17 protein-coding genes and 1 pseudogene are annotated in these 19,366 nt (G+C 61.2%); 12 read left to right on the top strand and 6 right to left on the bottom strand.

Annotated features, from left to right (window positions below):
- Positions 1-38: 38 nt before the first annotated feature.
- Complete coding sequence (locus tag AC6IW9_RS02805) at positions 39-2,243, bottom strand: TonB-dependent siderophore receptor (RefSeq protein WP_497768904.1); 2,205 nt, start codon at positions 2,241-2,243, stop codon at positions 39-41.
- A 660-nt stretch (positions 2,244-2,903) separates the two neighbouring features.
- On the opposite strand from AC6IW9_RS02805, the gene AC6IW9_RS02800 reads away from it, so the two are divergent.
- The 4 genes from AC6IW9_RS02800 to AC6IW9_RS02785 all read left to right on the top strand — a co-directional run bounded on the left by AC6IW9_RS02800 (position 2,904) and on the right by AC6IW9_RS02785 (position 6,454).
- Positions 2,904-3,338 (top strand): winged helix-turn-helix domain-containing protein, encoded by a 435-nt coding sequence (locus AC6IW9_RS02800; protein ID WP_497768901.1) that lies wholly within the window; start codon positions 2,904-2,906, stop codon positions 3,336-3,338.
- A 59-nt stretch (positions 3,339-3,397) separates the two neighbouring features.
- Positions 3,398-4,930, top strand: coding sequence for a serine hydrolase domain-containing protein (locus tag AC6IW9_RS02795; protein WP_497768898.1), 1,533 nt, complete (start codon positions 3,398-3,400; stop codon positions 4,928-4,930).
- A 316-nt stretch (positions 4,931-5,246) separates the two neighbouring features.
- Entirely contained in the window at positions 5,247-5,945 is a 699-nt protein-coding gene (locus AC6IW9_RS02790) for a cytochrome c oxidase assembly protein (protein WP_497768895.1), read from the top strand.
- A complete protein-coding gene (locus tag AC6IW9_RS02785) occupies positions 5,942-6,454 on the top strand; it encodes a CopD family protein (RefSeq protein ID WP_497768892.1) in 513 nt (170 codons plus the stop codon). Before AC6IW9_RS02790 ends, AC6IW9_RS02785 begins: the two co-directional genes overlap by 4 nt.
- On the opposite strand, the gene AC6IW9_RS02780 is transcribed toward AC6IW9_RS02785, so the two are convergent.
- Positions 6,424-6,939 (bottom strand): DUF2231 domain-containing protein, encoded by a 516-nt coding sequence (locus AC6IW9_RS02780; RefSeq protein WP_497768890.1) that lies wholly within the window; start codon positions 6,937-6,939, stop codon positions 6,424-6,426. The two genes, AC6IW9_RS02785 and AC6IW9_RS02780, sit on opposite strands and share 31 nt — an antisense overlap.
- Here AC6IW9_RS02780 and AC6IW9_RS02775 point away from each other — a divergent pair.
- From AC6IW9_RS02775 to AC6IW9_RS02765, 3 genes are read left to right on the top strand one after another with little or no spacing between them, the layout of a single operon-like run.
- Positions 6,868-7,626 (top strand): cytochrome c oxidase subunit II, encoded by a 759-nt coding sequence (locus AC6IW9_RS02775; protein WP_497768888.1) that lies wholly within the window; start codon positions 6,868-6,870, stop codon positions 7,624-7,626. The genes AC6IW9_RS02780 and AC6IW9_RS02775 overlap by 72 nt on opposite strands.
- On the top strand, positions 7,623-10,106 hold the full coding sequence (ctaD, locus tag AC6IW9_RS02770; protein ID WP_497768885.1) for a cytochrome c oxidase subunit I: 2,484 nt from the start codon (positions 7,623-7,625) through the stop codon (positions 10,104-10,106). Before AC6IW9_RS02775 ends, ctaD begins: the two co-directional genes overlap by 4 nt.
- Positions 10,103-10,426, top strand: a complete 324-nt coding sequence (locus AC6IW9_RS02765; RefSeq protein ID WP_497768883.1) for a hypothetical protein — start codon at positions 10,103-10,105, stop codon at positions 10,424-10,426. The genes ctaD and AC6IW9_RS02765 overlap by 4 nt, the downstream gene beginning before the upstream one ends.
- Positions 10,427-10,464: 38 nt before the next feature.
- On the opposite strand, the pseudogene AC6IW9_RS02760 reads toward AC6IW9_RS02765, so the two are convergent.
- The 3 genes and pseudogenes from AC6IW9_RS02760 to AC6IW9_RS02750 form a co-directional block, all read right to left on the bottom strand.
- Positions 10,465-10,582, bottom strand: a pseudogene (locus AC6IW9_RS02760) (NAD(P)-dependent oxidoreductase); the annotation flags it as partial.
- A 10-nt stretch (positions 10,583-10,592) separates the two neighbouring features.
- Complete coding sequence (locus AC6IW9_RS02755; RefSeq protein WP_497768880.1) at positions 10,593-10,739, bottom strand: DUF3096 domain-containing protein; 147 nt, start codon at positions 10,737-10,739, stop codon at positions 10,593-10,595.
- A gap of 234 nt (positions 10,740-10,973) precedes the next feature.
- Positions 10,974-11,168, bottom strand: a complete 195-nt coding sequence (locus tag AC6IW9_RS02750; protein ID WP_497768877.1) for a CsbD family protein — start codon at positions 11,166-11,168, stop codon at positions 10,974-10,976.
- 509 nt (positions 11,169-11,677) lie between these two features.
- Between AC6IW9_RS02750 and AC6IW9_RS02745 the strand changes: the two genes are divergently transcribed.
- The gene (locus AC6IW9_RS02745) at positions 11,678-11,932 is read left to right on the top strand and encodes a hypothetical protein (protein ID WP_497768875.1); all 255 of its coding nucleotides are present in this window, start codon (positions 11,678-11,680) and stop codon (positions 11,930-11,932) included.
- A 44-nt stretch (positions 11,933-11,976) separates the two neighbouring features.
- Here AC6IW9_RS02745 and AC6IW9_RS02740 read toward each other — a convergent pair whose 3' ends face one another.
- Entirely contained in the window at positions 11,977-16,314 is a 4,338-nt protein-coding gene (locus AC6IW9_RS02740; RefSeq protein WP_497768872.1) for a chemotaxis protein CheB, read from the bottom strand.
- Positions 16,315-16,603: 289 nt separating this feature from the next.
- On the opposite strand from AC6IW9_RS02740, the gene AC6IW9_RS02735 reads away from it, so the two are divergent.
- The 4 genes from AC6IW9_RS02735 to AC6IW9_RS02720 all read left to right on the top strand — a co-directional run bounded on the left by AC6IW9_RS02735 (position 16,604) and on the right by AC6IW9_RS02720 (position 19,331).
- Positions 16,604-16,996 (top strand): translational machinery protein, encoded by a 393-nt coding sequence (locus AC6IW9_RS02735; protein WP_497768869.1) that lies wholly within the window; start codon positions 16,604-16,606, stop codon positions 16,994-16,996.
- A 38-nt stretch (positions 16,997-17,034) separates the two neighbouring features.
- Positions 17,035-17,193, top strand: coding sequence for a DUF3309 family protein (locus AC6IW9_RS02730; RefSeq protein WP_497768866.1), 159 nt, complete (start codon positions 17,035-17,037; stop codon positions 17,191-17,193).
- 140 nt (positions 17,194-17,333) lie between these two features.
- The gene (locus AC6IW9_RS02725) at positions 17,334-18,371 is read left to right on the top strand and encodes a zinc-dependent alcohol dehydrogenase family protein (RefSeq protein ID WP_497768863.1); all 1,038 of its coding nucleotides are present in this window, start codon (positions 17,334-17,336) and stop codon (positions 18,369-18,371) included.
- A 633-nt stretch (positions 18,372-19,004) separates the two neighbouring features.
- Positions 19,005-19,331, top strand: coding sequence for a hypothetical protein (locus AC6IW9_RS02720; RefSeq protein ID WP_497768861.1), 327 nt, complete (start codon positions 19,005-19,007; stop codon positions 19,329-19,331).
- Positions 19,332-19,366 lie beyond the last annotated feature (35 nt).

Raw genomic sequence — 19,366 nt, 5'->3', positions numbered from 1 at the left:
CGTTCCCTCTGTCGTGTTCAGAACTTGATCGTTCGTGTTCAGAACTTGATCGTTGCGGAAAAGCTGACAGCCCTCGGCTGGCCCATCGTGACAATCGGGCCGGAGCCGATCAAATAGTGTTCGTCGTTAACATTCGACACGTTCAAACGAGCGATAAAGGTCTTGTCATATATCTTGGTCTCGTAACGTAATCCGACATCTCCGATGATGAAGGCCGGAACGGTGTGCTCGTTGGCTGTGTCGAGATAGATATTCCCGGTGTAGCTCACCCCACCGGTCAGATAGAGCCCGTCCAAAAACGGCAGACGATATTCCGCGTAGATCGACGCCTTGTTTCTCGCCACTGCCGTTGGGATTTTCCCTTCTGCTGCAGAAGCATCGCTCTTCTTGATTTGTGCATTGAGGAAAGTGGCGCCGCCGACGACCGTCAGGTCGTCCGTGATCTTGCCAGTGGCGGTCAGTTCGATCCCTTTGTGGACCTGCCTTCCGTCCTGGGTCAGCGTGCGCGTGCCGTCTGCGTTATATTTGTCGTAGTTGTTCGCTTTGTCTATCTCGAATATCGCCGCAGTGACAAGGGCGCCGCCGATCTCCCCTTTTGCTCCGAACTCGATCTGTTTGCTGATCGTCGGCGCCAATACCTGACCGCCATTCGTATAGGTCGGGGCAGCGCTGTCCGAAACTATAGGTCCTTGCTCCATGGATTCCATGTAGGTGCCATAGGTCGAAATATTACTCCATGGCTTGTAGACGAGCGAAAATGACGGAGTGAACGCCGATTTGTCATATTTGCTCGTCAGACCTGCCGTCGCGCTGTAGGACTTCGCCGACATGATCGAGTAATTGACGCCGATGAGCGCGGAGAGCTGGTCATTGATTCTGACGTCGTCGCCGACGAGTATATTCGTGTTATCGAACTTAGATTGAAGATAGCGAGGCTTGATCCCGAGAGCCGGCAAAGGATATTCTGGAGCATTCATGGCCTCTTGAATGCTAGAATAAAGCTTTTCGCCATAGATGAAATCATCCTTGTGTGGCCATAATTCATAGCCGCTGAAATTTAATCCGAAAGTTAATTTATGATCTATAGAAAATGTCTCGAACATCCTGTCTAAATAGGCGTATCCGCCGGTGTTCGTACTCAAAGCGTCGGCTGTTTTGCTATTGCCTAGCCATACTTTTCCATCTGGCTGAATCCATAGCGCAGTTGGCTGCGCAGAGTTTTTTCTTTCTTCCATATAAAGAAATCCACCACGCAACGTCGTCGAATGATCGACATCCCAACGGGTATTAAATCCAATACGATTCGCATTGACTGTATAGTATCCCCATCCTGGAGTCAATGATCTTTTATTATCGAAATTATACGCAGATGGAAACTGTTTTATTCCCCACATAGCAAAATATCCATTTGATCCAAACAGCTTATACTTACTATGAGCGGCATTGATCTGAAACAGAAGATTGTCCGTGACATGCCAGTCCAATGCGCCGCTGATCAGCTTCCTGTTTAGCGACTGATTGACTACAGCCAAATTCCCATCGGTATTCAGAACATTCAATCGGTATGCAAACTGCCCTTCCTTATCGATGGGGCCGCCCAGATCGGCATGTACGAAATACTGGCTGCCTCCGTAGTTTCCGCCGGTCAAATCGGCCAACGGTTCCTTCGTCGGTCGCTTGCTGACTTGATTGATCATTCCGCCGACATTGCCGGAGCCATACAAAAAGCCCGAAAGCCCGGTCAAAACCTCGATACGGTCGAGGTCCTCGACATCCGAACTCAGCCAAGAGTAGCGAACGGGAATGCCATCACGAGCCACCTCGCCGGAAGCGAATCCCCTCAACGAGGTCGACAGAAAAGCTCCGTATGTCGACGGCCATTGCGCCTTGATGAGCGGGTTGAATTTCAAGAATTGATCCGTCGAGCCGGAAATCATGTTTTCCAATAGTTCCGACGACGTTGAGTGGATTGAATAGGGCGTGTCGAGAATCGGCTTGTCGCCCCAGGGACCAGTCGTCTTCGCAGTCTCGGGCTTGTAGCCCGCCTCGGCGCTACCTTCCTTCGGCTTTGCGTTCTTGTTTGATGTCGGCTCCCGGCTAGCAGCCACGTCGATCGGCGGCAGCAGTGTTGGATCTTCCGCGTAGGCTGGTTCACCGATCGCGAGTAGCGCGAGCGATCCATATCCCATGCAACGTAGAACGCAGATCGCACTCGTGTCGAGGAGTAGATGTCTTACCGTCATTTCCCGTTCGCCCCGTTTTTGTATGACGCATGAGGATCCCTTCGCTGCGGTCCTCTTTGCGCGCAGTTCGACCCATTCGCTCGACACCAGTCGGCGACGCACAAGATTCGAAGCGTTTTATGAAATTGGAGAACGCAGCCGTCTTCGGGCGCGCCTGGCCGCCTGGGCGACTAGATGAATCTCGACCAATGCCGTCGAGCGAATCCATCCATCAGGCGCGCCGCGATATCTTCATTGGGTCAGGTCGTCCCGCGCGCCGACACGAAAGTGTTCTCGATTGCGCGCCGCCGCCGGTTCCGCCCACTTCGCGCAATGGACGTTCGATTGCATCGCCCTTCGGCTCATCGTGTAGCCCCTCGTGACGACGAACCTCCGGGCCATGGGTCGATCGAAGTCGGCCCGCATTACGCCGGGAACCAGGAATTCTCATGCCTCGTTCATCGCCCCGCTTCCGAGATTTTCGCTATATGGCGAGTGAATATAGCGACTCAAAATATGATGTCAATGTTCCTATTTTAATTGCCTCCAATTTACGCATTGCGTATGAGACACTGTCGGCGCTCGAAGCGATTCTCGAAGGGACATCAAGTGGCAATTTGGACATTCATCCGCTTGGAATTCGCTAGCGGCGCTGCAATCGGACCGGTTCGTTCGGCAGTCATGGAGGCGATCGAAAAAAGCGGTTCGATCAAAGAGGCCGCTGTCGCCGTCGGGCTGACATACCGCCGAACATGGGAACTCGTGCAGGACATCAACAACGAGTTCGGCGAAATCATCGTCGCCAAGCGTGGACGGCGCGGAGGCGGCGCGGCGCTCACTCCCGCCGGCGCCGAACTCCTCGCACGCTATCGCGACATCGAACGTCGGTATTACGAGATATTCGCCGAGGACTTGAAACATATAGAGCGCCTCTTCGAGAAGGACCCGAACTCTCCGCGGGTCATTCCTCGCCATGCCCAGGTCGTTCTTCCCGAAAAGTCCGAAGCGACGGAAAAGCCATCGAAACCGAAGGCGAGCGCAAAGTCGTCCGGACCCGCGAAAAAGGCGAAAGAACGCAGCAGCACGAGATCCTCCACCGTCCGACAGAATGCGTGAACTCGTCGTCCGTGAGGAAAAATAGTCACAGCGCCTGAAATTTTCGAAGGCAGAGTCGCATGATGCGTTCAAATCTTGGATGCTCGCTCGTCGTCGCGGCAATGGTGGCGACCGTCGCGCAGTCCGTGGCGGCGGACAACGACGAAGAAAAAATCCGAATCTTCGAAACTTCGTTGCGCTCGGCGCTGAGCGTGGAAGGGAGGCCGGAAGAGCGCTGGACACTGCAAGAGCGAATGGCGCACTGGAAGGTTCCCGGCCTCAGCATCGCGGTGATCCGCAATGGCGCACTGGCCTGGGCGCGCGGCTATGGCGTGCTGCAGGCCGGCGGCGAGGAAAAAGTCGACACGCAGACCGTCTTTTCCGTCGGCTCGGTGAGCAAGGTGGGAGCGGCCGCAGTGACATTGCGCCTGGTCGACGCCAGGCGACTCGACCTCGATCGGGATGTGAACGTCTATCTCGAGGGATGGAAGATTCCCGATAATCCCTACACGGCCGCCAGTCCCGTGACGTTGCGCGAAATACTGTCGCACACGGCCGGCCTTTCCGTGCATGGATTCGCCGATTTTCAGCCGGGCGAGACGCTGCCCACGACCAAGGAAGTGCTGCAGGGCCGTCCGCCCGCGAAAAACGAGCCGATCCGCGTGGTCTATACGCCGGGCGCGCGCGTTCAGTATTCGGGCGGAGGGACGATGGTCGAGCAGTTGATCGTCGAGGAAGCGACGGGCCTCGATTTTCCAACCGCCGCGCAGCGCCATCTATTCGAGCCGCTCGGCATGACGCGCAGCACCTATCGTAATCCTCTCCCGCCCTCTCACGGCAATATCGCCAAGGCGCATGGGCCGGACGGGCGGCCCCGCGCGCTCCCGCGCGGCTATGAGAGCATGCCTGAAACGGCGCCCTCCGGACTCTGGACCACGCCGTCGGACTATGCGCGACTGGTGATCGCGCTCATTCGATCCTATCGCGGCGAACAGGGCGCCTTCCTCAGCGGCCCGCTCGCGCGGCAGATGATGAGCGAAGTCGATCCCGGCGACTTCGGACTGGGCCCGATGCTGAGCGGCCGAGGGCGGGAGCGGCGCTTTTCGCACGAGGGCGCGAATGATTCCTATATGGCCTTGATGGAAGGCCATCTCGCCACGGGCAATGGCGTGGTCATCTTCTCCAATGGCAGCAATGGCTCGGCGCTCAACGCCGAAGCTCGTCGGGCGGTAGCGCTGGCCGAGGGATGGAGCGACGGCTTCGCCGATCATGTCAGCGTTCCGGCGATAGAACTGACAACCGCCGAACTGGACGAACGCGCCGGCGTCTATGCCGTACAGGATTCCTTCACTGTGTCCGGCGCCCGATACGGCCGGGACGAAGAGCCTCCGTTTCGGATCGTGCGGCGAGACGATGGCCTGTGCCGGCTTCGGCGGCGTGGCGACGGCGACCCTGCTCCTCTGACGCCGATGGACACCATGCATTTCATCGACGACTCCGGCAATGTCATCGAATTCATTCGCGACCATACGGGCGTCATACGGGGTTTGCTCATCGAGGGACTGCGAGGCAAGAAGAGCATCCTGCGGGCGCTGAAGATCATGGGTGGCTAGTGGCCCGATATTCGTCGGCCTGAAGGACGCCATGGTTCCTTCGAAGATCCGTTCGGCGTGCTCTTCCCGCCGCACCCCTGGCGGTGATGGTGATGTAGACCGTGATGTGCCGGGCCCGGTGTGGTCGGGGAGGGGGTAATCCCGTTCTTGCCGCGGCCACGACAAAGTAAGCCTCACGCCGGAAACCGTGAGGCTGTCGCGTAGCGCCGCGCCGAAGGCGCGCACTCGTCGCGGCCGGGACCCGCGCCTGCGGTGGAACGATAAACGCCTCGGCAACGTTCCTTGCTCGCAGGCCTGAGCAACGCCGGAGTCGTCGATGAATGGTGTTTATTGCGGCTCTGCGCCGCTGCCGGCCGAAATATTGCTGCGCTGGAACTTCGATCCTGTCCTTCTGGTCGCGCTGACGGCTTGCGCGATCGTCCTGGGGCGTAGCCGAGCTGGTTCGGCTGCGATCGGCGCTCTGATCATCGCCTTCGTGTCGCCGCTCTGCGCGCTGTCGTCCGCGCTGTTCGCAGCCCGTGTGACGCATCATTTGCTGCTTGTCGCGGTTGCGGCGCCTCTCATCGCGACGACCTTTCCGGCGCGCAAGGCCGGCGCGGCCGTTCCATCCCTCGCGGCCTTCGCGGTCGTGCTCTGGGCTTGGCACACGCCTGCCGCATATGACTTTGCGTTGTCACACAAGGGCGTCTACTGGATCATGCAGCTGACGCTCCTCGGGAGCGCGGTATGGTTCTGGCGAGAGATCCTCGCGCCTGCAGCCTCTGTTGTGGCCGGGACGCCGCTCGTCGTCGCGGCGTACGGCCAGATGGGCCTTCTCGGCGCGGTGCTGACATTCGCTCCGGCGCCGCTTTATTCGGCGCATGCCGTGGCCCCTTTGGCCTGGGGGTTTTCGCCGTTGATGGATCAGCAGCTCGGCGGCCTCCTCATGTGGGCGCCGAGCGGCATTCCCTTCGCCGTCATCGCGACGATCCTCTTCCGGCGCGGTTGGGCCCGGGCCGAGAGCGTCGAGCCATGATCGAATGGCTCGAGGCGATCGTCCCACATTTGAAAGCGGCGCATATCTCTATGCTCGCGATCTGGTGCGCGGGCGTGATCGCGCTGCCGCTCATGCTCACGCGCCACGACCCCGCCAGCGGGCAGGCGGATTACGCACGCATCCGCCGTTACACGCATTTTGCCTATTCCTTCGGCGTGACGCCCGCAGCGGTGCTGGCAGTGACCACTGGCACGATGCTCGTCTTCCTGCGCGAAGTCTTCACGCCATGGATGTTCGCGAAATTGGTCTTCGTCGGATTTCTGGTCGCTCTCCATGGCTGGATCGGCCATCAAATCGTGATCGTCGGCGAAACCGCCGGCCGGCGCCGGCCCCCACATCCCGCGGCGCTCACCGTGCTGGCGTTCACCCTGATCGTGGCGATCCTCTTTCTCGTGCTCGCCAAGCCAAACCTTGCCTGGATAGCCTTCCCGTCCTGGCTGACCGAACCGAGGGAGCGTCACCTCCCCTTCGCCGTTCCGAGCCGATAGTCGAACACGAGCTTGCCGCCATGCCAGCCTGTCGCCGAGACCACGACCACGCAGACGCCGGACAGGAGAAGGCCGTATGGCAGCACCGCGTCTTCATGATCGCACAGCCTGTAGCCCCAGTTCGCGCCGAGAAGGGCGAGAAGCAGCACGGCGATGATAAAATGAGTCCATGCCGCGGTTCGGGCGCGAATTCCCGGCACGAGGAGCAGTTCGGCGGCGCCGGACAACCCCGCGAAGAGGCCGAGCAAGAATCCGCCGCCGGCCGACCATATGCCGGCCCGCGCCCAGAACGGGTCGCCAGTCCACCAGTACAGGAGATCGGCGCAGAACAGGACAAAGGTCAGCGCGATCGGAAAAGCGACGGACATCGCGTGAATCGGATGTCCGAGCACAGCGACCTTCGATTCCGTTTCGTGAAATTCCGGATGCTGCTGGATCGGGTCGATCAGGACGTTCTCTCGGACGTCGATCTGCTCTCGGGCCATCGGTCTTCGTCCTTGCGCTGGTTCACATGCTTAACGCCCATCGTGCTGGCCGGTTGCTCGGGGCGGCTGTCCGCGGTCGATCCCGCAGGCCCGGCGGCCGAGCGCATCGCCACGCTCTGGTGGACGATGCTGGCGGGAGCGCTCGCGATCCTGGCGTTGGTGATGGCCCTGGTTTTCGCGGCCTTCCGCCGACCGCCGGCCGAGCATCAGGATGATGATCGGCGCGAGCGCTTCTGGATTCGAGGGCTTGGCGTCGCCTTTCCCCTCTTTGTCCTCGCAGCGCTCCTCATCCACGGACTCGCGATCGGCGAAGCGCTTCTGCCTCGCGGCGGGAACGACATTGTGACTGTCCGCGCGGAAGCGCGGCAATGGTCCTGGAGCTTCGGCTATGCGGACGCCGAAGGACGGCGCACCCGGGGCGTGCTGCACATTCCCGCCGGACGCCCCGTCGACGTGCAGATCACCTCGGTCGACGTGATCCACAGTTTCTGGGCGCCGCGTCTCGCCGGCAAGCTGGACGCCGTGCCGGGGCAGACGAACGTCCTGAGGATCGAGGCGGCGCAGCCGGGAGAATACCGCGGGGTCGATGCGGAATTCAGTGGAACGGGCTACAGCGGCAACGCCTTTACCGTGATCGCCCACGACGCCGCCGGCTGGGACGCCTTCCTCGGCGGAGCGCCCGAATGAAGGCGCTGGCGCGTCACCGCGCCTTCACTCTCATCTGGTCCTCGGAGCCGGGATGGAGAGGCTTTTTCACGACTGTGAACCACAATGATCTCGGACGAATGTTCCTCGTCGTCGCGATGTTCCTGTTCCTCGTGGCCGGCGTGCTCGCCATGCTGATTCGCGCTCAGCTCGCCACGGCGCATTCCGCCTTTCTCGGCCCCGCCGTCTACAATCAGATTTTCACGATGCATGGAACGATCATGATGTTCCTCTTCGCGATCCCGCTGTTCGAGGGCGCGTCGGTCTATCTGCTGCCAAAGCTTCTGGGAACTCGCGATCTCGCCTATCCGCGTCTCACCGCCTATGGCTTCTGGTGCTACGCCTTCGGCGCCTCGATGCTGGTCTTCGCGATGCTCGCCGGCGTCGCTCCCGACAGCGGCTGGTTCATGTATCCGCCGCTCTCTTCGGTAGCGCATTCCCCCGGAGTCAACTCGGACTTTTGGCTCGTCGGCATCACATTCGTGGAGATATCGGCCATTGGAGCGGCGGTGGAGATCGTGGTCTCCGTGCTCAAGTTTCGTGCGCCCGGCATGTCTCTGGATCTCATGCCGATCTTCGCCTGGTATGCGCTGGTCACCGCTCTGATGATCCTCATGGGCTTTCCGCCGCTGATCCTCGGTTCGATCTTGCTCGAACTCGAGCGCGCCTTCGGATTTCCCTTCTTCGAAGCCGGCCTCGGCGGAAACTCGCTGCTGTGGCAGCATCTGTTCTGGCTCTTCGGCCATCCGGAGGTCTACATCATCTTCCTGCCCGCGGCGGGCGTCATCTCGACCGTGCTGCCCGTGATGGCGCGCACGACGCTGCTGGGCTACCGCTGGGTAGTGGCGGCGGCCGTCGCTCTGGCGTTCTCGAGCTTCGGACTTTGGGTGCATCACATGTTTGCGACGGGCATCCCGCATATGGGGCTCGCCTTCTTCTCCGCAGCGTCGACGCTCGTGGCGGCGCCGACGGCGGTCCAGATTTTCGCCTGGATCGGAACCCTCTGGAAGGGACGGCCGCAGCTCACATTGCCCATGCTCTACATCGTCGGCTTCTTCTTCACCTTCGTGATCGGCGGTCTCACCGGGGTGATGGTCGCCATCGTCCCGTTCGACTGGCAGGCGCATGATACGGCGTTCGTGACGGCCCATCTGCATTATGTGCTGATCGGCGGCTTCGTGCTGCCGATGCTCGCGGGGCTCTACTACTGGCTTCCGCACGTCACCGGCCGCAAGCGATTCTTCCGCATCGGAGAAATGGCGTTCTGGCTCATTTTCGTGGGCTTCAACGGCTCCTTTCTCGCGATGCACTGGATCGGGCTTCTGGGCCAGCGGCGACGGATCTCGACCTACGCCGAGGAGGACGGCTGGGGTCCGGTGAATCTTTTCTCATCGATGAGCAGTTTCATTCTGGCGATCGGCTTCGCGATGGCGCTCATCGACATAGTCCTGCATGTGCTGCTCGCGACCCGGAGATCTCGGAACCCCTGGAAGGCGGGGACGTTGGAATGGGCCATGCCCACGCCGCCCGCCGCATATAATTTCGCGAGTCTGCCGCAGGTGGAGTCGCGCGATCCGCTCGCCACGGATCCAGACCTCGCGGTTCGGATCGCGCGCGGCGAGGGCTATCTCGGCGAGCCGCGGGGGAATCTGCGCGAGATATTGATGGTCGACGTCGCCAGCGGCAGGCCGGAGGCGCTGGCGATCTTTCCGGGCAACACGATACTGCCCGTCGCGCTCGCCGCGGCCACTGGAGCGGCTTTTCTCGCTGTGCTGACGAGAGCCTATTGGATCCTGCCTCCGGCTCTGTCTTGCGTAGCTGCGCTCGCGCTGCGCTGGGCTTGGTCCCAGGGCGATGTCGTAGATCGCGGGCCCCAGGACGCCGGGCGGGGACTGTGGCTCCCGAGAGCGGTCGAAATCGACCGTTCGTCCGGCTGGTGGGGCTCGATTTTCCTTCTCGCAGCCGACGCGGTCTTCTTCGGGTCGCTCGTTTTCGGCTATGCATTTCTGTCGACCGTTGCGCCTGGCTGGCCTCCGTCTCGATGGCTGTCGCCCTCTGTCGGCGAACTCCTGCCGGGACTGGCCGGCGCAGTTGCCGGCGTCGCCGGAATCCGGTTCGCCGCGCGTGCGAACATGCGCGGATCCTCGCCTCTGATCGGCTTGTTCGTTACGCTCGCCGGCGCGTCGGCGGCGATGGCGGCGCTCGCAATGCTTCTCTCGCGTGCGCACAGCCTCCTGGACCACGCCTATGGCGCGACGATTTACGTGATCGGGGCCTATGCGCTGATTCATGTAACCATTGTCGTTCTCATGACCGGCTTTCTCATGCTCAGGGTTCGGTGCGGCTACACCTCGGCTTCACGGAGGTCGGGCTTCGAAATCGTGCGCCTTTGGATCGACTACGCGGCCTTCGTCACGTTGATCTGTCTCTGCGTGGCGCCTCTGCCGGGTCTTGCGGCATGACGGAAATCCTCCGCATCACGAGTGCGTTTCTTCTGTGGCTCGCTTGCTTCAGCGGAGTTTATGGCCTGCACGGACTCGCATGCGAGGAAGGCTGGCAGGCGATGAAAATCGGCGAGGCTTCACTCTTCCGGTTAGCGTTGGCGTCGGCATGGGGCGCGGCGTTGCTGGCGCAGCTCGGTCTGCTGCTCGCGCTGCGCACGCCGCGCTTCGGCGCGGCATCGCCCTTCGCGGCCGAGATCAGCGTGACGCTGGCGGCGGCCGCTCTCGTTGCGGCCATATGGTCGCTGTTCCCGGTGGCGGTCTTGTCGCCATGCCTCTAGACCGGCCGGCTCTGAATTCCGTGCCGATCGGCTTCCATTTACAAGAATAGCCGGCCGCCTGTCACTGCGACGGTCGCTCCGGAGACATAGCTCGAGAGAGGATCCGTCAGCATCACATGCAGTCGCGAGCTCCGTCGGCTGCCCGGGGCGCTCCATTTCCGAGGCGTCATCCTCTGATCCATCCGAGGCCTAAAATTCCCGAAACGATCAAAAAGATAGCGACAATGTAGTTGAGAAGCCGGGGAATGATCAGAATGAGAATGCCCGCGAGCAGGGAGACGATCGGCTGGAGATGTTCGATGCTGATGTTCATGGCAACTGCTCCTCTGGAGTTATCTTCGGCAGAATTTACGGGCAAGATCGCATATTAAAAATATGTCGACGGAATGGAGTCCGATCCGAGATCGATCGACATCGCTCGGGCCGGCTCGACGGCGCCAATTTCTCGGGCTGCGATTCAACGGCCGAGACCGGCCTCGGCAAAAAGAGGTTTGGAGATCGGCGCGCCGCCGAGATGACGACGCCCCGTTCACATGGTCGAACTTTCCTAGACTTTCTTGGCGTCCTCGATCGCATCCTTGATCGTATCTTTCGCGTCCCCGACAGCGCTGCGAACCGCGCCTCCGAGCTGATCGGCCTTGCCTTGCAGCTCGAGCTCCTTGTCGCCGAGAGCCTTCCCCGCGACTTCTTCGATCTTGCCCTTTATTTTCTGTCCTGCGCCTTTGATGGTTTCCTTGTCCATGACTTCGTCTCCCGTCTTGTTCGTCATTTACCTTGTACTCGAACTCCGCTGCTGGGCGCAGCGTCGGAAACTACTCATCGTGCGACGCCGACGAAGCGCAGCGCCGGCACGACGGCGCATTTTCTACTCGACTGATCGGCTCGAGTAGTTTCCGTGTCTGGCGCGCCCTCGAACGACATCTAGCGTGGGGCTGCATCAACGGATGAGATGAACTCTCTGTCGCGACAGCCCAGGCGGAGAGGGCCGGCATTCGTCTCTCTATGCGATGCGTCGCGTCGGACGTCGCGAGGAGCCGAAGTTCCCAGCAAATGGAGCAGACGCGAATTTCCTTATCCAGACCATCGTCGAGAAAGGACTCCGCCATGACGTCCAAGCAAATCACGCTCGCTCAATGCGCTGCCTTGTCCGGCCTCCGCTCCAGCGAAATGATGCTGGGGGTGAGTCCGAACGCTATGCATGATTCCCTTCACGCCGGCTATCGTCTTCACGACGGGAGAGGCTGGCGGGCCGTGCGCGACATGATCGTCGCCGACATCCGCGCTTCGCTCGATCTGGGAGCGTCGAAACGGGCGGCGGATCTGTTGATCGTGCTACGACGGTTTCTCTCGGAGCATCTCACGATCGCAGTCGTTCGGCAATTTCCCGGGCCAACGCAACTCGTTTCCTTTTCCTCGTCCTCGACCCGGATCTTCGGCATGAGCCAGATACGAGTTCGATCCCAGGCTGGCGGCGTCGCACATGCATCGAGGCCGCGCCGCCACTGAAGAGACTCGAACTCGATCTCCCGATCGTGTTTGCCGGGCCGCTTTCAACCCGCCGCGACGGCCAAGCGGATCAGCGCCGGAATAGAACGCGATCCGGTCTTTCGCATGATCGCGGCGCGGTGGTTCTCTACGGTACGCTGGCTGATGCCGAGATCCGCGGCAATGTTTTTGCTGGGATGCCCGGCGAGCACGAGGTCGAGAATTTGTCTTTGACGCGTCGTCAAGCCGGTGAGACGCGCCGCGGCTGCGCGCCGCTCGGGTGATGGCCCGGACTCGCGGCCTTCCGCCAGCGCATGTGTGATGCTAGCGATGAGCTCCTCATGGCCGAATGGCTTCTCGAGGAAGTCCGAGGCCCCGGCCTGCATGGCCTTCACGGCCATCGATATGTCGCCATGCCCCGTGATCATGATCGATGGCAACGCGATCTTATCGGACGCGAGCCGGGAAAGAAGCTCGAACCCGTTCATTTCCGGCAGAAGCGCGTCGATCACCAGGCATCCTTCATGCCCGGGACGCAAGGAATGGAGAAAGTCTTCGCAGCTCACGAAAGTTTCGACCGACCAGCCGTGCGTTTCGAGCATGTCACGGATGGCGTCGCGCACGTCTGCGTCGTCGTCGACCACAAAGACATTGACGGACGATCGGCTGCCGGACGCTTCCACGATCCTGTCGGGAGGCGCCGTTTGCGTCGGCGCGCCGAGGAGATCTGCAATCACGTGCAACAACTCCGCCGCTTCGACCGGCTTGTCGAGATGCGTGCAGGCTCGGCTGGCGATGGCGTGCAGGGTTTCGGTCGAAATATCGCCGGTCAGGACAATGCCGGGAATCTGTCGCTCGAATCTCTGCCTCAGCCCAGCGATGGCCTCGACGCCGTTCGGGCCGTTGGGAAGATTGAAATCGGCAATGACGAGGTCGGGACATTCTGCGGATGCGAGCGCCGCGACGCCGTCGGCGACGCTCGCCGGACGATAGCCCGCATCCTGCAAGAGCAGTTCGAGAAGTTCGCGAATGGTCGGATCATCCTCGATGACGAGAATCGCGAGGGTGGTCTTCGCGCGCTCGAAGGCGGGCTCTTGCCGTGAGCGCCTGGCGGCCGTCGGCGTGTCGGCCGCGAGCGGCACGGCGACGCTGAACATCGAACCGCGCCCCGGACGCGATCGCAGATCGATGGGATGGCCGAGAAGACTTGACAATCGCTGCGCGATGGCGAGACCCAGGCCGAGCCCGTTGCCGCGCTCGCGGGCGGGGTTGTCGATCTGACGAAACTCCTCGAAGATCGCCAGACGATGCTCCTCTGGAATTCCCGGGCCCGTATCCCAGACTTCGATGTGCATCGTCTCGCCATGACGACGGCATCCCAGCAGCACCTTTCCGTTCGTGGTGAATTTCACGGCGTTCGACAGAAGGTTGCGGAGAATCTGTTCGAGCAGTCTCGGATCGCTGCGTACGATGCATTTGCTCGGCACGACTCGCCAGTCGAGACCCTGGGCTCGCATGTGATAGCCGAAATCCGAATCGAGATGTTCGAACAGCTCTTCCAGGGGAAAACTCTCGATCTCGGCGTGGATGACGCCGGCCTCGAGCTGATTGATGTCGAGGAGCGTGTTCAGCATTCCCGACATGGCGCCGACCGCGGCGTCGAGACGTTTCAGAAGCGTTCGCGTATCGCCCTCTTTCGATTTTGCAGCCAGCAGGCCGTGCAACAGCCGGATGGTTTGCAGCGGTTGGCGCAAGTCGTGGCTCGCGGCGGCCAGGAAGCGCGACTTGGCGACATTGGCGTGATCGGCGGCCTGCTTGGCGGCGGCGAGAGCTTCCGCGGCGTGCTTGCTGTCGGTGATGTCCGTGAAAGTGATCACGACGCCTTCGACAGAACCGTCGTGGGTCCGATAGGGCAGAATGAGCCGATTGTACCAAGTCGCGTTCCGGGTCGAAACTTTTCTTTCGATAGGCGCGAGGGTCGTGAGGACCTTCGTGGCGTCGGGGATCAGATCGCTGTCCGCCGTACGCGACGTGAAATCGGCCAGAGGTCGGCCGATATCCGTGGCGATCACCCGGAACAGCGACTTCGCCGCAGGCGTGAAGAACCGGATCCTGAGATCCGTATCCAGGAAGATCGTCGCGATTCCAGAGCTCTCCAAAATATTCTGGAGATCGTTGGACGTATTGCGCTGGCGCTCCAATGTCTCGTGGAGCTGGCTGTTCAAAGCCGTCAGCTCTTCGTTGAGCGATTGCAGCTCCTCCTTGGACGTCACCAGTTCTTCGTTGGTCGATTGCGCCTCCTCGTTCAGGGACATCGCCTGTTCGTTGATGCGTTTTTGTTCTTCCTTCGCCCTATCGAGGTCCTGGAGCGCGTTTTCGAGTTCTTTGCCGACATCCTCGAGTTCGCGCTCCAGCTCGGCCACGCGCGACGGTTCCGCCGCCCCCGCCGGCAAGCGACCGGCTTTCGGGACCGACAGCGAGTCGTCGAGAAAACTGACGAGAAACAGCTCCTCGTCGCCCGATGCGACCGGCTGGACAATGATGCAGACCGCTGTCTCGCCACCGTCCTTTTTCAGATGAGCGCCTCTGACGATGGTTCGCGCATGGTCGCGGCCGGCGCGCTCGATCGCGGCCCGCAGTTTGGGGCGCAGACCTTCACGGGCCATCGTCAACAGGTCCTTGTTGGCGGCGCCCGAGGCGACCTTCAGATATTTATCGGCCGATCCGGAAAAATGCAGACATTCGTGGCGAGCGTCGATCAGCACCGAGGTCAGAGCGAAGGTCTCGAATAGAGCGCGTCGCGACACATCGTCGAAATCGGATGCTCGTCTGAGCGGAGACTTCGCCGTCGACGGCGACGAGGCGCGGCTGCCGGCGATGGCGCCGACCGGAAAGGCGACCTCTCCTGGCCGGCTGCGGCCGATATGGCGGTAGATGCGATGCTTTTTCGAGATGGCTCTGAAGCGCCCTCCCGAGCCGACCGACTCGGACTCGCCGAGAAGCAGCACGCCGCCGTCACGCAGGGCGAAATGGAAGAACGACAGAATTTTACGCTGCGCTTCCGGCTGAAGATAGATGAGAAGATTGCGGCAGCAGACGAGATCCATGCCGGAGAACGGCGCGTCCGTCAGTATGTCGTGGATCGTGAACACCACAGCGTCGCGCAATTCGCGAATAACTCGATAATGGCCATCTTCCTTCGAAAAGAATCGGGCCAGTCGGCCGGGCGTCACATCCGCCTCGATCGTATCCGGATAGAGCCCGTCGCGCGCGAGCGCCACGGCGTCCGCATTGGTGTCGGATGCGAAGATCTGCAGCTTTCCCGGCCGATTCGACGCGGCGAATGCCTCCAGGAACAGCATGGCGATCGAATAGGGCTCTTCACCAGTGCTGCAGCCTGGGCACCAGACGCGAACCGGTCGCGCATCTGGACGCTGCTTCACGAGATCGGGAATGATTTTTTCGGACAAGAAATCGAAGGCCGTCCTGTCACGGAAGAATTGCGTGACGCCGATCAGCAGATCCTTGCGAAGCAACTCCGCTTCATCGTGATCCGCACGCAAGAGCTTCAGATAAGAAGATTGATCTTCGACATGCGCCGCGCTCATGCGATGGGCGAGACGGCGCTCCAGCGTGCCCCGTTTGTAGACGCTGAAATCGTGAGAGGTCTTCTCTCTCAGAAGCTCGATGATTTTCGAGAATGCATCGAAGGCGCGCTCGCCGACCGGCTTTGCCGGCGGGACGGACTCGGGATGTGCAGGATGAAAATGCCTGAAGACGGCCTCCGGAATGTCGGCGACCGGCGCGATGAGATCGACCGCGCCGGTCGCGATCGCGCTGCGCGGCATTCCGTCGAAATCCGCCTCCAGAGGGTCCTGAACGATCACCAGACCGCCTTTTTGCTTGATCGCGAGCAGCCCTCGGCTGCCATCTGCGCCGGTCCCCGACAAGACGACGCTGGCGGCGCGCGGGCCACAGGCTTCGGCGAGGGAAGACAGGAATGCGTCGAAGGGCAGGCGCGCGCCGTGCCGCTCCTTCGGCTTCGAAAGCCGGAGCAGCCCCTCTCGAATTGCAAGAGACGTTCCCGGTGGGATGAGGTACACATGGTCTGGCCGAGGCGGCATGCGGTCCGAAGCTTGCGCGACGGTCATGCTCGTATGGTTCGAGAGCAGGTCGGCCATCAGACTGGGATGCGTGGGATCCAAATGCTGGATCATCACGAAAGCCATTCCGCTGTTTGGCGTCTGGGCGTCGAGGAAACGCCGAAACGCTTCCAGCCCGCCCGCCGAAGCGCCGATCCCGACGATCGGGAAGGAGATTTTCGTCGTCGATTTGCGTCCTTCGCGAGGACTCGCGGTCTTCGCCTTCGTTCCGTCGAACGAAGGGATGGTGGAACTCGTCATGATATCGCCTGACCTTCTCCCACCCCGTTGCTCGGGCAAGCGTCGTCAGGGGCGCGACCATTCATCTTAGCACATCCGACGTCCACTCGGATTCACGATTCGGCGAGACGAGCTCGGCCGAGGCGTTTCGGTCGAATAGCACGCCTTCTCGCCTCGAGTAGTTTCCGAAGCTGCCTGCGACTTGGCGTAAGGACCATAATCCAATGATCGGACGCCACGGCGCGAGGCGTGTGCGGGAGTGGTCTCGATGCTCTGCGACGCGTCTAGACGAGAGCCGAGAACGCCAATTATGAACGCCCATTTTTTCGCGATCGTTTGGATCGACCGCCAGGAAGCGAAAATCTTCCATTTCGACGCAACCGAAATCGATCGGCTGATCATCCGTCCGCATGATCCGGCCAGGCGCATCCGTCATGAGGCGCACTCGATCGGCGGCGACAGGCCCGCGGACCAGGACTTCTTCGAACGGATCGCCGGGGCGGTCACAGATGCGAGGATGATTTTGATCACAGGTCCGGAAAGCGCCAAATCGGAGTTGGCCGCATATGTCATGCATCGCCATTTAGATCTCACGCGACGCATCGCCGGCGTCGAGACGATCGATCACCCCGGCAGCAGCGCCTTGGTCGCCCTCGCCCGAATCTATTTCGGCGCCGACGATCGGCGGCGCCCGCGAATATGAAGACGCAACCTCGTCAGCTCGTAAGAAAGGAAATCTCGATGTCTCTCGGAACCATCCTCCTCATCGTTCTCATTCTGCTGCTCGTCGGCGCCTTCCCGACTTGGTCGCACAGCCTCGGCTGGGGTTATGGCCCGTCCGGCGTCTTGGGAACGATCGCCGTCGTCGTGCTCATTCTTGTTCTTCTCGGCCGGCTTTAAATCGACATCGGCCAGAAGCCGGTTCGGCGACAAGAAGAAGCTCCGATCATCCGTATGGCGCGACTCTCCCGTCGATCGAGAGCTCAGCTGCTCGGACGAGCGCGCCGAGCCGGCGCGAAGGCTGGAAAGGGAAGACCGTCATGAAAGCGCTCGTCTATAACGGCCCGGGCAAGAAATCCCTGGAAGACCACCCCGAGCCCGTCATCGTCGACGCCACGGACGCCATCGTCGAAATCGTCAAGACGACGATTTGCGGGACCGATCTGCACATCCTCAAAGGCGATGTCGCCACTTGTTCGCCCGGCCGCATCCTCGGCCATGAAGGAGTGGGCGTCGTCGACTCCGTCGGGTCCGGCGTCACGATTTTCAGGCCGGGCGACCGGGTGCTGATCTCTTGCATCACCGCTTGCGGTCGATGCGACTATTGCCGCAAAGGCATGTATTCGCACTGCACGACGGGGGGCTGGATTCTCGGCAACAGCATCGACGGAACGCAGGCCGAGTTCGTCCGCATTCCCTATGCGGACACCAGTCTCTATCCCATCCCCGACGGAGCCGACGAGGAAGCGCTCGTGATGCTCAGCGATATCCTGCCGACGGGGTTCGAATGCGGCGTCCTGAACGGCAAGGTCCAGCCCGGTTCGACCGTGGCGATCGTCGGCGCGGGTCCGATCGGACTCGCGGCGCTTCTCACGTCGCAGTTCTATGCGCCGTCCGAAATCATCATGATCGACCTCGACGATAACCGTCTCTCGGTTTCGAAGCGCTTCGGGGCGACGGCGACGCTGAACAGCTCCGACGGCAAGGCGGCGGAACGGGTCATGCGTCTCACCAACGGGCGCGGAGTCGACACCGCGATCGAGGCCGTGGGCATCCCCGCTACGTTCGGCCTCTGCGAGGACATCGTCGCGCCGGGCGGCACGATCGCCAATATCGGCGTGCATGGCGTCAAGGTCGATCTCCATCTCGAGCGGCTCTGGTCGCAAAATGTGACGATTACCACGCGGCTGGTCGACACCGTGTCGACGCCGATGCTGCTGAAGACTGTTCAGTCCGGCAAGCTCGACCCGAACCAATTGATCACGCACCATTTCAGGCTGGATCATATCCTCGAGGCCTACGATGCCTTCGCCGAGGCCGCCACGACCAAGGCTTTGAAGGTGATCATCGAGGCGTGATGCATGGCGCCCCTGCGCCTCGGGTACTTTCCGACTCTGACGATCGCCGGCCCGGCGCCTATATTACAGATGTCGACTGCTCGATATCGAGCCCGGGTCTCGCAACGGGAGGTTCAAGTCCTTTCGAACGCCTGACCGATCGGCGATGAATCAAGGGGACCGCCACGCAGATCCTCCGTGCCGCGCAACTCGACGAACTTCGCTCGAGCGCCGTCTTCGGGGATATCGAGGTCTTGCTCCCAGCGGGCGCAACCCTCGCCGATCATTCGGTTTGCGAGCATCGTCCCGTCACTCGGCACGGTCACGGCGTCGACGCCATAGCGCCGCGTTCCGTCGTCCGATCCGCCTTCTCGAAAGGAGGCTCTCATGGAACGCATCGACAAAATATCGATCGCGAGTTTCGCTTATCATTTTCAGGCCGAGACAGCCGTCAAGACGCTATCGCAGGCCGGCTTCGACGCCGGGCGATTGAGCGTCGTCGGACGCGGATATCACTCTGAGAAAGATGGAGTCGGCTTTCACAATGTCGGCGGACAGATCCGAATCTGGGGAAACTATGGCGCATTTTGGGGCGGCCTATGTGGGCTGTCGACTGGAGGCGTCTTCTCGACGTCGCCATCGACCGGACCGGTCGTGGCGCTCGGCGCCCTTGCCGCCCTCGTCCAGCGGCGAGTCGACGGCGTGACGCCGTTCGGCGGCGCCGGCGCCTTGGGCGCGGCGCTCTATGGTCTCGGTATTCCGGAAGACAGCGTTCTCAAATGCGAGCAAACATTGAAGGCAGACGGATTTTTGGTCCTCGTGCATGGAAGCGGCGCGGAGGCGATGCGAGCCCGATCGATTTTGGCGGGCATGAAGCCGATGCGTTTGGAGGTTCATGAAGGCCTGCTCGCGCCAGCGCAGAGGGCGCCTGTCGTTCACGTTGCGGCCGGCTCATCCGTGTCGTATCGGGCCCTGAAATGAACCAGACGCTTCCGAAAGGGCGCACGCACGAATCC

The organism is Methylosinus sp. shoA, assembly GCF_059718125.1.
Note: the sequence above shows the minus strand (reverse complement) of the source record. Positions and strands in the feature narration are given on the sequence as shown.